The organism is Microvirga sp. RSM25, from assembly GCF_044784385.1.
Classification (GTDB): domain Bacteria; phylum Pseudomonadota; class Alphaproteobacteria; order Rhizobiales; family Beijerinckiaceae; genus Microvirga; species Microvirga tunisiensis.
The window spans coordinates 314781-328199 of the sequence record NZ_CP173039.1 but is presented as its reverse complement, the minus strand read 5'-3'; the positions used below and the strand labels follow the sequence as shown (position 1 = coordinate 328199).

Below are 13419 nucleotides of genomic sequence, written 5' to 3'. Positions count from 1 at the left end.
GGCGTTTCAGCACCTGTTGCAAGGCTTGTTGCAAGGCCGTTGCAAGGGAATCCCAGGATTCTGGTAGCCGCGCGATGGAAGAATGCACCAGGCAGCTCTCAGTGAAGCCACTGATTCCGCTGGTATATTTCCATCCTGTGGACGGTTGTACCAGACGCTTATCATCACTTGAAACGATTGTTTGAGATATGTATCATCAACATGATTGATGATGAGGGCATCGCCATGCATCTGCTTGATATCGACCAGCTTCGGACCTTCGTGGCCATTGCGGATACCGGTTCGTTCACCCGCGCGGCGGAGATCGTGCACAAGACGCAGAGCGCGGTGTCCATGCAGATGAAGCGGCTGGAGGATCGCGTCGGCAAGACGATCTTCGAGCGCGACGGGCGCCTGTCGAAGCTCACCGACGAAGGCGAGCGCCTGCTCGACTACGCGCGCCGGATCGTGCGGCTCAATTCCGAATGCATGGCCTCCTTCAACGAGCACGAGCTCACCGGCCGCGTGCGCCTCGGCCTTCCCGACGATTACGCCGACCGCTATCTGCCGGAGATCCTGGCCCGCTTCTCGCGCTCCAACCCGAAGGCCGAGGTGACGGTGGTGTGCGAGCCCAGCCACAACCTGATCGAGCGGGTGCAGCACAGCGACCTGGATCTCGCGATCATCACCCATGTGGACCGGCGCGGCCCGTCCGAGATCGTGCGCATCGAGCAGCTGCTCTGGGTGACCTCGGCCCGCCACGGGGTGCACGAGGAAAGCCCGGTCCCGCTGGCGCTCGGCCGCCCCAATTGCGATTGGCGCCACTCGGCCACGGAAGCGCTGGAAAGCGCCGACCGCACCTTCCGCGTCGCCTATGTGAGCTATCACTCGACGGCCGTGGGCGCGGCCGTGCTGGCGGGACTTGCGGTCTCGGTCCTGCCCGAGAGCGCCGTGCGTTCCGGCATGCGCATCCTCGGACCGTCCGACGGCTTCCCGGCCCTGCCCTCGTGCAAGATCGGCCTCATCCGCGCCCGCGGCGAGGAGAACCCGCTCGCGGATGCCCTGGGCGTTCACATCAAGCAGTCGCTCGACAATCTCGGTTCGACCCGCGCGATGGCGCCGCTCGCGGCGGAGTGACGAGGCTTCGTGATCAGGCTTTCGCCGCGGGCCTGCGCAGCACGAGCACGTTGCCGGCGAGCGCCAGCACGACGCCGATCACGGCAAGCGGCGTCCACACATAGCCCTCGAGCAGGGTCGAGACCGTGAGCGCCACGATGGGGAACAGCACCGTGGCGTAGCCCGCCCGCGCGGCACCGAGCCGCCGCAGCAGGGTGAGGTACGACATGAAGGCGAGCACCGACGCGCCGATGGACAGGTAGAGCAGCGAGCCGATGTACTTCACCGTGGGCTCGATGATGAAGGCGTTGCCGCGCAAGAGGTTCAGCGCCAGCAGCACCGCGCAGCCATAGGTCATGGCCCAGGCGGTGGCGGAGAGAAGCGGCGCGCCCCGGCGCTGCACGACCGTCGAGATCATGTTGCCCGAGCAGAAGAACAGCGTGCCCATCACGCAGAGCCCGAGGCCTTTCAGCGCCGCCGCGTTGAAGCCCGCGCCGGTGATTTCCGGCCAGAACAGGAACACGATTCCCGCAACTCCGATGACGCCGCCGAGCGCCACCCGCGGCTCGACCTTCTGCCGGAAGATCACGAAGCCGAGACCTAAGTTGAACACGGAGGCGAGCGAGAACACCACCGAGAGCAGCGCGGACGGCACGCTCAAACCGCCGTAATAGAACGAGATGAAGTTGAACGAGAACAGGCAGCAGCCCACGGCTGCAAAGCGCAGGTGATCGGCGAGCGGAAAGCGCACCCGGTGCCCGGTGGCGAGCACCCAGACCCACATGAGTGCGGCCGCGAGCAGGAACCGCCACAGCACCGACATCTCCGGCGCCACGACGCCGAGCTGCGCCCGGATGCCGATCCAGCTCACGCCCCACAGGAACACGGTGGCCGCATAGAGCCCGAGGGTCGTCCCGTCGATTCCCTTCAGGTTCTGCGCGGGCATGGCGGCGCTGGCGTGACTCATGGCATTCCCGTCCCCTTTGAGAGAATCGGAATACGCTCAGCCACGCATCAGCACAAATGATGAAATCTGATCGATTGCCCTTGCAGCGGTGATGAAACACACGGCAAACGGCTGCCAACCTGAAACGGGGGCTGTGACACCCCCTGAAACGGGCTGTGACGGGGCTGTTACGGGGCTGTTACGGGGCTGTGACGGGCTGTGACGCGTCACAGCCCGTGCCCGGTCTCGATCGCCGCCCCGGCGGATGGGCGCGCGACCCGGGCCGAGGCCCCTACCCGGCGACCCGTCCCTTTGCCGCCCAGGCCCGAACCGCCAGCAGGATCTCGCCGTCGGGTCCGGTCGGAAGCCGCCGGCGCACGCTCTCCCGCACCTGCTCGCGCAACGGCTCGTCGAGGGACTGGCAGTATTTCGGGGCCGATCCGGTTCCGCCGAGGAAGGGCGTCCAGTAATCGTCGAAATCCGCGAACTCGGCCGTGATGTCGATGGCGCGCACCTCCACGGACTCGAGGCCCGCATCCGAGAACAGCCGCCGCAGGGGCTCCGGCCGGCAGACCGGCGCCTTCACGCCGTCGTCGAACTCCCGGGCCCGGGGATCGAGCGCCGTGGCCGCATCGAAGAAGGGCCGCATGATCTGCATGTGCCCGGCATAATCCCAGACATAGAGCGCCACCGTTCCGCCCGGCCGCACCACTCGGGCCATCTCCCGGATCATCGCCGCCTTGTCGGGCACGAAATTCAGCACCAGCCCCGAGACGGCCACGTCGAAGGCGCCGTCCGCCCCGGGCAGCGCCTGGGCATCGCCCTGGGCGAAGGAGGCGCGCGGGTCCCGCACCTGCTCCCGCGCCGCGTCGAGAAAGGCCGGCGCGCTGTCGATGCCGACGAGGCGCGCCGGATCGCAGGTCCCGAGCAGAGCGGCCGCGAGAGCGCCCGTCCCGCACCCCACGTCGATGATACCCGATTGCGGCGGAGCCCCGATCCAGTCGGCGAAGCGGGCGGCCACCCGCCGGCTCCAGCGGCCCATATAGCGCTCGTAAGCCTCGCTTCCGCTCCAAAGACCCGGCTGAACAGGCATCCGACAGATCCTCCGCGCCTTCAAGAGGTCTCCATGAGATCCCTTGCGAGATCCCCAAGAGACCCCCTGCCGAAAAATCTACGCCGCCCGGCCCGGCGCGGCAACGCTCGCGCTTGCGGACGCCCCTTCCGACCTTGACGGTTTCCGTGCGACCGTTATATTGTTCACTCTTTGTTCTGGTCCGAAGAGGCGAAAGCCATGCCGCCCGTCCTGCCCCTGTCCGCGTTTTACCGGGACAAGCTCACGCCCGAACAGGTCGCCGAGATGCGCGCGCGGGTGGAGGGCTCCACCCTCTCCTTCCGGCAGATCGCCCAGGCGCTGGGCCTGTCGGCCACCACCGTGTCGCGCTATGCGCGCCAGGAAGGCTGGCGGCGCCCGGCCGATTCTGCGGCTCCGGACCGGCCCGAGACCCCGAGGCCCGAGACCCCGAGCCCCGCGCCCACGAACCCCGAGACCCCGAACCCCGTGTCTCCGAGCCCCGCCCCGCCCGGGCAAAGCGCCCGCCGGGACGCCCCGCCGGCCGACCGGCGCGACCAGATCGTCGACCGGCTCTGGACCCTCGCCGAGCGCCACGCCGAGGTGCTGGAGACCCAGCCCATCGAGCGCGCCGAACGCTCCCTCCAGCCGCTCGCCCGCCTCACCCGGACGCTCGGCGAGATGGACAAGCACATCCGCCCGCCCCTGGCTGCGCCCGACGGCGCCCTCGACGCCCCCAAGCCCCGCCGCAGCCTCAACGAGCTGCGCGACGAGCTCGCCGCCCATCTCGAGCGCATCAACCGAGAGGAAGGTTACGGCTGGGAGGTGCGCGAATGGTGGTTCAAGGACGGCGGGGGGGATTTGAGCGCCGACACGGAACGGTTGACGGATCGTTGCGCGGCATCGCCCGGCGGCTTTGTTGACCCGGGGCGGAGCCGCCACCGACGAACCTGCCCGCACCCCTCGGTGACAGGATTCCCCGTCATCGATCGCCGGTGCGTGCGAACCGAATGGACTCGCTGTCATTGTCATGGGTGAGATCGGCCGCTCCTCGGCGCGGCCGGCTTTCGGATTCGAGAGTAAGAGGAGCTGACGATGGCAACGAATAAGAAGGACGGAACGTCACAACCCAGCAGGAGCCGGAAGGCATCGGAGAAGTCCGCCTCCCGATCTGCGGCCAGGAAAGGAACTGGCGCACAAAAGCGCGCGCAACCCAAGGCCAGCGCGCGCTCCGCGACGAAGTCCCAGGCCGTTCCCGCAAAAGCCCGCTCCTCCGCAGGATCGCGCTCATCGGCACGCTCGACGACACGGAGCCGCTCCGCATCCCGCCAGCAGAGCGGCCTGCTGAATCCGATGGCGTGGCTCTCGACCCTTGAAACGACTCTGACCTCTCCGCAGGCACGGGCCGTGATGGCGGAGGCCCTCAGGGCCGTGGCGAACGTGCTAGAGGCGCCGCGGGGCGGCGAGCACGGCAAAGGCGGTGGAGCGCAGGAAGGCCGCAGGGCCGTGTCGGCCGCCGGAAGCCTCGGGGCCGAGATCGTGGCCGCTCCCCTGGAGGTTGCCGCCGCGGCCATCGGAGCCGCCGGTGACGTCCTGACGGGTGCGCTCAGGGGCGCGCCAGGCGAGGACGGCGGCAACGGCACCAGCCGGACCGGCGGGCGGACCTCCTCGCGCAAAAAATCTTAAGGCGGCGGGCGCATCGCGCGGAACCGCAAAAAAGGCCGCCTCGTCGCAGGCGGCCTTCTCATTGTCGGATGCTCTCAGGCGTTGTCAGGCCGCCTCGGCGACCGGCGCGGGGCCGGCTTCGTCCATGGCCCGCATGTAGACGTCGAGCAGGCTCTCGTGCTCGTCGCGCTCGTCCTGGTCCTGCTTGCGCAGCTTGATGATCTCCTTGAGAATCTTCACGTCGAAGCCCTCGCCCTTGGCCTCGGAGAAGACCTCCTTCTTGGCCTCGTTCAGCTCCTTGATCTCGTTCTCGATCTGCTCGATGCGCTCCACGAACGAGCGGATCCGATTGCCCGGAATTCCAACGACGTCACTCATGGCTTCTCCTTTGCCTTGGGGTGACAGGCACTATCGGGCAGGCGGAGTAAGCGCGCCGTTAATGCGGCGGGGTGGAGGCACGAGGAAGGCTACGGCTGGGAGGTGCGCGAATGGTGGTTCAAGGACGGTGGGGGGATTTAGGGAGAAAGCCTCGAGATCAGGTCACGGATTGCCGGCGAACCGCCGGGCGGCCTCACCCGCTAATCCTCTTTGGCCCAAACGCTACCTTCCCGCGCAGTGGAAATAACATAGGTTAAAATTCGACCAGCCTTCCTGGGGTACTCATCTCGGTCGGTTCCCGCGTCAACTGCAAAACGGATCATCCTCCCTTTGATCCACCTAGGCTCCTTTGGAGATCTTTGGAATTGCAGTGACTTAGTGCAGCCTGTCTCGAGAGCCGTCACGGTCTCGCGATGACAGCACCGCATGGCGATCCACCGGGGGAGTACCGAGTTCAGGGAGGGGAATGTGTTCCTTGAGAACGAGAAATCGGCTGGCCCGGATTGCTCCGCCGGAGCAGGGCCTGGAGCACAACCCACCTTGGGTCAGGTGATAGGTCGGAATGCCCTGCGGGTTCCGCACCAGCCCGCGATCGTCTCACCCGCATTCCCGCCTCTGACCTACCAGGATCTGCAGCGACAGCTGGAGAGGATCCGTCGGCAGCTGCGCCAAGCCGGGTTCGGTTGCCACACACGGATCGGGGTGCTGATGCCAAGCGGCCCGGAGGCCATTCTCGCCATCGTGGCGGTGGCCTGCTGCAGCACAGCGGTCCCGCTCGATCCGCGACTGTCTCCGGCGGAAATCGATCAGCGGCTCGACATGTTGCGGCTCGACGCTCTTCTCGTCCTGCGCGGGAGTGCCTCCGAAGCCCGTCGGACCGCGGAGCGGAAAAGGCTTCCCATCCTCGAAGCCGCCGCGATCGGAGACGGTCGGCTCGGGCTCGACGTGACCGTGCCTTTCTCCGCATCCCCGGCTATCGACACCGAACCCGATCCAGGCTCGCCGGCCTTCATTCTGCAGTCCTCCGGCACGACGGCCGAGCCGAAGCTGATTCCGTTCAGCCACGCCAACATGCTGGCAGCGGCGGCGCGGCTCGAAACGTGGTTCGGGCTTACGGCGCAGGATCGCTGCCTGAGCGTCTCGCCTCCGTACTATTCTCATGGGCTCAAAGTGACGGTGTTCACGCCGCTCCTCACCGGTGGCAGCATCGCGCTGCCGACGAATGCCGCCGCGGTCGACCTGGCTGAATGGTTCGATGTCCTGCGGCCGACGTGGTACTCGGCGGGTCCAACGCTCCACAATGCCGTGCTGGACAAAGCGAGGTGTCTTGTGGATGCGCAGGCGATGCATACCCTGCGCATGGTCGTGTCCGGTGGCGCGCCGCTTTCGGGGGCGGTGCGGGACGAGCTCCAGCAGGTCCTGGGTGTGCCGGTGCTGGAGCATTACGGCTCCAGCGAAGCCGCGCAAATCGCCTCCAACCAGCCGCCGCCCGGTCCGAGCAGGCCGGGGACCTGCGGACAACCTTGGCCTGGCACGGTCATGATTTCTGGCGAGGACGGGCGCCCGCTTCCGGCCAACGAGCAGGGGGAGGTTTGGGTCCGCGGCCCCACGGTGATGACCGCTTATCTCGATGCGCCGGAACTCAATCGGTCCGCCTTCGTCGACGGCTGGCTTCGCACAGGCGACATCGGCAGTCTTGATGAGGACGGCTATCTCTCCCTGCATGGCCGCCTGAGTGAACTGATCAATCGTGGCGGAGAAAAAATCGCCCCCGCCGAGATCGATGCCGCGCTCGTGCGCCATCCGGCGGTCGCCGAGGCTGCCGCTTACGCTGTCCCCCATCCGCGCCTCGGCGAGGACGTCGCCGCTGCGGTCGTCCTGCATCCAGGCGCGATGACGACACCTGCTGATCTCCGCCGGTTTCTTCAGGGTGAACTGGCCTCATTCAAGATCCCCCGCCACATCCACTTCCTCGAGCAGCTGCCCAAGGGCACCACGGGCAAGGTCCAGCGCCGCCGGATGCTTGGGATTCTCGGTCCGCCGCTGCATGAACCGGCGGAGCATCTGCCTGCCATGACCAAAGCACCACAGGATCTAAAAGCCGAACTGCTGATGCTGTGGCGGAGGCTGCTCAAATCCGAGACGCTGTCGGACAACGACGACTTTTTCGAAAGCGGCGGCGATTCTCTTCTGGCGACGGAAATGCTCATCGAGGTCGAGCGCCTGATTGGCCATCCCGTGCCGGAAGCGATCATGGTCGGGGCGGAAACGATCCGTCAGCTTCTCCCGCGGCTTGCCGAGCAGATCAATGTGTCGGCAACCCCATTGCACTCGTTCCACGCTGATGGCAGCCGGCCCCCGCTGTTCTTCTTTCACGGCGACTTCGCGAGCGGCGGCCTCGGCGCACGGCGCATGGTTCAGCTTCTCGGACCCGACCAGCCGATCATCACCATCGATCCCCATGGATTGTATGGCGAGCCGTCTCCAGCGTCCATCGAGGCGATGGCAGCCGAGCGTCTGCCGCTCATTCTCGAGAAGCACGCGAGCGGGCCGTTCCTTCTGGGAGGATATTGCAACGGCGCTCTGGTGGCATTCGAAACAGCCCGCCTGTTGGTCGCAGCTGGCCACAGGGTTGAGATGGTTGCAATGGTCGACCCGCCGACCGTCAGCGCTCGCCCGGCGATGCGGACGTTGCTCAAGCTGTTGAAGCCCCTTGTGTCGCCACACTACTTGGGCCGGATCTATGACCAGATCGGCCGAGTGGAGCGGGTTCTCAGAATGCCGTCGGGCGAGTTGCTCGCCAAGATGCAAGCGCGGCTCAAGGCCGATAAACAACGATTGCACCTGCTACGATGGCATCCGTATACAACCGCGATGGCGCAGTACCGGCCGGCGCCCTTCGACGTGCCCGTGATCTTCTTTTCAGCCGGTCACGACGGCCGGGCCTGGCGGCGGCTCAGCTCCCAACTTGAAGTGATCGAGATGTCGGTGGGACACGACCACTGCCTCAGCATCGGCGCAGAGGTTCTGGTCAAGCACCTGCGGCAGCGGATCGATTCCGTCGCTGGTGGCCTGATCCCACAGAAATGAGCAAAGCCGTGTTGCTTCGCGTTCTTTCGGGAATGACACCGTCACTGGCTACATCCTCACCCGTCACCACCTCCCGGACTTGATCCGGATGGAGAAATGCGGTTCGCTGCCTGTCTCGGAAGAGCGGCGGGGAAAAGGCCGGATTATTGGCTTCGACACGAAGGGAACACGAAATGGCGAAGAATACGATCTGCCTCTGGTACGACAAGGACGCCGAGGCTGCCGCCCGCTTCTACGCCGAGACCTTTCCCGACAGCGCGGTGGGCGCCGTGTACCGTGCTCCCGGCGACTTTCCGTCCGGCAAGGAGGGCGACGTGCTGATGGTCGAATTCACCGTTGCGGGCGTGGCCTGTATCGGCCTCAACGGCGGCTCCACGTTCAAGCACAACGAAGCCTTCTCGTTCCAGATCGCCACCGACGATCAGGACGAGACCGACCGCTACTGGGATGCCATCGTAGGCAACGGCGGCCAGGAGAGCGCGTGCGGCTGGTGCAAGGACCGCTGGGGCGTGTCGTGGCAGATCACGCCGCGCGCACTGATGGAAGCGATGGCGGCAGGCGGCGATCAAGCCAAACGCGCGTTCGACGCGATGATGAACATGAAGAAGATCGACGTCGCGGCGATCGAGGCGGCGCGGCGCGGTTGATGCTCCAGCGCGGCTGGCGGCGAAATCGCTGCCAGCCCTTGTCCGCTCCCGGCGCACCTGAGACCTGAGCCCGAGGGCAGCAATCTCACGGAACCAGACATTCCGAAAGTCGGCGAACTTCACGGCCCGAACCTCGGGAGACCATCCGCCTTGAGGAGGCGGGGAACGCCCTCGAGCAGGTTCCGCATGTTCCCGATCGAGCGGAGGGGCCTACATAGGTCTGTACGGCTGGCCATGAGGACATCTTCTTGAACACCCCATCACCATCGGAAAGTCCGGCACGAACCTCTGTTCAGGCGGGCATCTTCCCGACCTTCTTCCTGTCGGGCTTCGAGTGCTCCACCTTCATCTGGAAGGATCAGGGCCGGCGCGATCTCGTGGCCGAGACGCAGCACCGCGAGCACGTGGACGAGGATTACGCCTTCCTGCGCTCGCTCGGCATCGCGGTCGCCCGCCAGGGGATTCCCTGGCCCTTCGTGGACAAGGGCGGCGCGTACGATTTCTCGGGCCTCGATCCGTTCATCGATGCCATGAACCGCTACCAGATCCTGCCGATCTGGGACCTGTGCCATTACGGCTATCCAGACGATGCCGATCCGTTCGCCCCCGAATTCGCCGATCGCTTTGCGGCCTATGCCAAAGCGGCGGCCGAGTATGTGACGCCGCGGATCCGCGGCCCGCATTTCTTCACGCCGATCAACGAGATCACCTTCTTCGCCTTCATGGGTGGCGAATGGGGTTGGACCGCGCCCTTCGGCAAGACGGACGAGCAGCGGCAGAAGCTGCGGCTTGCCCTGTGCCGGGCCGATATCGCGGCGGTCAAAGCCATTCGCGAGGTCGATCCGCAGGCACGCATGGTGCACATCGATCCGCTCATCCTCGTGGTCGCGCCGAAGGATCGGCCGGACCTTCGGGATGATGCGGAGCGCGAGACCTTTGTGGACACGTTTTACGCCTGGGATGTGATCGCGGGACACCGCCACCCTGAGCTCGGCGGATCGCCGGAGGTGCTCGATATCGTCGGGGTCAACTGCTACTCGTTCGGCCAGATGGAGTATCGCGAGAACGGACCGCATGCATCGCTCGAGCCCCATGACGAGCGCATCCGGCCGCTCGGCGACCTGCTCACCTACGCTTGGGAGCGCTATCGCCGCCCGATGATCGTGGGCGAGACGAGCGGCCTGCGCGAAGGGCGGCCGGACTGGCTCTGCGACATCGTCCAGGAATCGCTCGCCGCCGTGCGCAAGGGCATCGATCTTCACGGCGTGTGCCTGTTCCCCGCCATCGACATGCCCGACTGGCACAATGGCGAATGGCTGCACAACGGCCTCTGCGATCTGGTGGAAGAGAGCGGCCGCCTGAAGCGGGTTCCGTTCCAGCCTTACATCGACGAACTGAGGCGCTGGCAGAAGCGCCTGAACCGGGTGACGGAACTCGACGAGGACCCGTTCAGCGATCCGGTCGATCTCGCCGACATCAAGAAAGCGGCCGATGAGATGAAGATGACGTCGGACAAGGATTGGTGCTGACCGGAAACGGCCATGGGTACTCGTGGCTTGCCGATTGCAAAGCCTGATTGCGGAGCTTTGAGAGCCTGCCGGAGCGCTGCGACCGGTGGTGCTCAGGACAACTCCTTAGGGACATGATCTGAGTTCCCGGCCACCTCGTCCCGGCGTATCCGTCAGTCATCCTCAGGGACGGGACGACCATACGGATTGCGCCATACCGATGCCTCGTATGTCTGCGATCATCCCGTCCGCCCACGACGAAGTGTCAAGGATGATCCCATGTCCACCTCGCTCAGCGACACGACCATACATCTCGTGAAGGCCACCGTTCCCGCCATCCAGGAGCATGGGTTGGCGATCACGAAGCGCATGTACGAACGCATGTTCCAGAACGAGGAGATCCGTGATCTCTTCAACCAGTCGCATCACGGCGAGACCGGCTCGCAGCCCAAGGCGCTCGCGACCGCAATCCTCGCCTATGCCCAGAACATCGACAACCTCGGGGCGCTGGTCCCGGCGGTCGAACGCATCGCGCAGAAGCACGTCGGACTCAACATCCTGCCCGAGCACTATCCGCATGTGGCCGAGGCGCTGCTCGGCGCGATCAAGGACGTGCTCGGCGACGCCGCGACCGACGAGATCCTGGCCGCCTGGGGCGAGGCGTACTGGTTCCTGGCCCATGTGCTGATCGGACGCGAGAAGGCCATCTACACCCATCTCGCCACCGCTCCCGGGGGTTGGAACGGCTGGCGCAATTTCCGGATCGAGAGCAAGCAGAACGAGAGCGAGATCATCACCTCCTTCGTGCTCCGGCCCGAGGACGGCCAGCCGGTCCTGCGCCATCAGCCGGGGCAGTACCTCACCTTCTGGCTCGAGGTGCCGGGCCAGCACCCGCTCAAGCGCAACTACAGCATCTCGAGCGCGCCGAACGACGAGACCTATCGCGTCTCCGTGAAGCGGGAGCCGCAGGGCATCGCGTCCACCTGGCTGCATCAGGCCGAGATCGGGACGGTGCTGAAGGTGGCGCCGCCCGCCGGCGAGTTCTTCCTCAACGAGGAATCGCCGCGCCCGGTCGTGCTCCTGAGCGGCGGCGTCGGCCTGACCCCGATGATGAGCATGCTGGAGACGATTGCCGCCCGGTACCCCGACAAGGCCGTCCATTACGTGCATGGCACCCTGAACGGCGCGACCCATGCCATGAAGGAACGGGTCAGGACCCTGGCGCAAGCGTACCCGAACATCAAAGCCACGACCTTCTATGTCGAGCCGCGACCGGAGGATCGGCCCGGGACCGACTACGATCACGAGGGCCTGATCACGGTCGAATGGTTGCGCGCCAACACGCCGCTGGACGAGGCGGGCTATTACCTCTGCGGCCCGCGGCCGTTCCTGCGCGCCTTCGTGGGCGGCTTGGCGCTGGCCGGCGTTCGGTTGAACCGCATCCACTACGAGTTCTTCGGGCCTGCCGACGAGATCCTGGCAGCGGCCTGAGATGATCCTTCTCTCCGGTGTCATCCCAGCGATGGCGTGGATCCACAACAGTCAACGATGACGTGTGACGCCGTCCGCGTTGTTCTCAAACGTCCGTGTCCACGGGTTTCCACGCCTGCGGCGCGGATGGCCGGGACGAGCCCGGCCATAACGAGACCGGCGTCGCGCACGCGACGCTTCGACTACATGCGCAGGGACCTGAGCCCCGCCCGGACCTCTTGCGTGAAGAATTCCGGCTGTTCCCAGGCCGCGAAGTGGCCGCCCTTGGGAAGCCGGTTGTAGTGGATCAGCTTGGGATAGGCGCGTTCCGTCCAGCTCCGCGGTGCCGCATAGATGTCATTGGGAAAGACGCTCACGGCCACCGGGATCGTGACATTCTTGGGGGCGAAGAAGGCGAGCTTGTTCTCCCAATAGAGACGAGCCGAAGAGACCGCCGTGTTCGTCAGCCAGTAGAGCGTGATGTTGTCGAGGATGTCGTCTCGCGTCAGGCCCTCGGCTTGACCGTCGAAGACACGGGCAATGAGCTCGTAGCTGCGGATGTCGTGGTCGAGGATCCAGGCCGCGAGGCCGATCGGTGAATCCGCAATCCCGTACAGCGTCTGCGGGCGGGTTCCCATCTCCTGGGCGTAGGCGACATCGCGCTTGAAGAAGAAGTCGAGCTGATCCCAGGCGCTCTTCTCCTCGCCTGCGAGGCCTGCCGGCGGCGGACCGCCAACCTGCAGGGCATTCCCGACATCGGCCGGAACGGTGCCAGCCATGTTGGTGTGGATGCCGAGCAGTTCCGATGGCGCCTCCACCGCCATCAGGTCCACGATGAGCGCGCCCCAGTCGCCGCCCTGCGCGACATATCCCGTGTAGCCGAGGCGCTTCATCAGCACGATCCAGGCACGGGCGATGCGGACGGGATCCCAGCCCGCCGTGGTTGGCTTCCCCGAAAATCCGTAGCCGGGCATCGACGGGATCACCACATGGAAAGCATCTTCCGGACGTCCTCCATGAGCCGTGGGATTGGTCAGCGGCTCGATAATCTTCAGCTGCTCGATGATCGAACCGGGCCAGCCATGCGTGACGATGAGCGGCAACGCATTCTCATGCTTCGAGCGCACGTGGATGAAATGAATGTCGAGGCCGTCGATCTCGGTCATGAACTGCGGATAGGCATTCAGTTTCGCCTCGACCTTGCGCCAGTCGTGTTCCGTTGCCCAATATTGCGCGAGCTTCTGGATCGTCGCGAGTTGCACGCCCTGCGTATCATCCGCGACCGTTTCCCGTTCAGGCCAGCGAGTTGCGGCGATGCGCCGGCGAAGGTCGACGAGGTCCGCTTCCGGAATGTCGGCGCGGAAGGGGCGGATGGCATCGCCTTCAGCTGGTTTGGTCACGTCCTCGGAAAGCATGTTCAAGGCAGCTGCAGCCGCCGATGCAGCCTGAAGGTCGGGCTGGTTCGGCAGTAATGATGGCTCCGACATTGATTGTCTCCATTCGTTCGAGGCGCCACACGTGACGTTCCTCGAGATTGACGAGCGGACAGCC

Annotated in this window: 11 protein-coding genes; 7 read left to right on the top strand and 4 right to left on the bottom strand. The window is 65.5% G+C overall.

The window, feature by feature from the left end; all coding sequences use genetic code 11:
- Positions 1-225 precede the first annotated feature (225 nt).
- Positions 226-1116, top strand: coding sequence for a LysR substrate-binding domain-containing protein (locus ACD578_RS01540; RefSeq protein ID WP_404293642.1), 891 nt, complete (start codon positions 226-228; stop codon positions 1114-1116).
- Positions 1117-1129: 13 nt separating this feature from the next.
- On the opposite strand, the gene ACD578_RS01535 is transcribed toward ACD578_RS01540, so the two are convergent.
- A complete protein-coding gene (locus ACD578_RS01535) occupies positions 1130-2062 on the bottom strand; it encodes a DMT family transporter (RefSeq protein WP_404290257.1) in 933 nt (310 codons plus the stop codon).
- Positions 2063-2333: 271 nt separating this feature from the next.
- On the bottom strand, positions 2334-3134 hold the full coding sequence (locus ACD578_RS01530) for a class I SAM-dependent methyltransferase (RefSeq protein ID WP_404290255.1): 801 nt from the start codon (positions 3132-3134) through the stop codon (positions 2334-2336).
- A gap of 198 nt (positions 3135-3332) precedes the next feature.
- Between ACD578_RS01530 and ACD578_RS01525 the strand changes: the two genes are divergently transcribed.
- Together ACD578_RS01525 and ACD578_RS01520 are read left to right on the top strand one after the other, a co-directional pair.
- A complete protein-coding gene (locus tag ACD578_RS01525) occupies positions 3333-4148 on the top strand; it encodes a hypothetical protein (protein WP_404290253.1) in 816 nt (271 codons plus the stop codon).
- Positions 4149-4205: 57 nt separating this feature from the next.
- The gene (locus ACD578_RS01520) at positions 4206-4796 is read left to right on the top strand and encodes a hypothetical protein (RefSeq protein ID WP_404290251.1); all 591 of its coding nucleotides are present in this window, start codon (positions 4206-4208) and stop codon (positions 4794-4796) included.
- A gap of 84 nt (positions 4797-4880) precedes the next feature.
- Here ACD578_RS01520 and ACD578_RS01515 read toward each other — a convergent pair whose 3' ends face one another.
- A complete protein-coding gene (locus ACD578_RS01515; RefSeq protein ID WP_213562749.1) occupies positions 4881-5153 on the bottom strand; it encodes a DUF2312 domain-containing protein in 273 nt (90 codons plus the stop codon).
- Between the two features lie 549 nt (positions 5154-5702).
- Between ACD578_RS01515 and ACD578_RS01510 the strand changes: the two genes are divergently transcribed.
- The 4 genes from ACD578_RS01510 to hmpA all read left to right on the top strand — a co-directional run bounded on the left by ACD578_RS01510 (position 5703) and on the right by hmpA (position 11889).
- Positions 5703-8243, top strand: a complete 2541-nt coding sequence (locus tag ACD578_RS01510; protein ID WP_404293640.1) for an AMP-binding protein — start codon at positions 5703-5705, stop codon at positions 8241-8243.
- Between the two features lie 173 nt (positions 8244-8416).
- Positions 8417-8890, top strand: coding sequence for a VOC family protein (locus tag ACD578_RS01505; RefSeq protein WP_404290249.1), 474 nt, complete (start codon positions 8417-8419; stop codon positions 8888-8890).
- Positions 8891-9138: 248 nt separating this feature from the next.
- On the top strand, positions 9139-10419 hold the full coding sequence (locus ACD578_RS01500) for a family 1 glycosylhydrolase (RefSeq protein WP_404290247.1): 1281 nt from the start codon (positions 9139-9141) through the stop codon (positions 10417-10419).
- Between the two features lie 258 nt (positions 10420-10677).
- Positions 10678-11889, top strand: a complete 1212-nt coding sequence (gene hmpA / locus ACD578_RS01495; protein WP_404290245.1) for an NO-inducible flavohemoprotein — start codon at positions 10678-10680, stop codon at positions 11887-11889.
- Positions 11890-12071: 182 nt separating this feature from the next.
- Here hmpA and ACD578_RS01490 read toward each other — a convergent pair whose 3' ends face one another.
- Positions 12072-13355: an epoxide hydrolase family protein gene (locus ACD578_RS01490; RefSeq protein ID WP_404290243.1), complete on the bottom strand. Its 1284-nt coding sequence runs from the start codon at positions 13353-13355 to the stop codon at positions 12072-12074.
- Positions 13356-13419 lie beyond the last annotated feature (64 nt).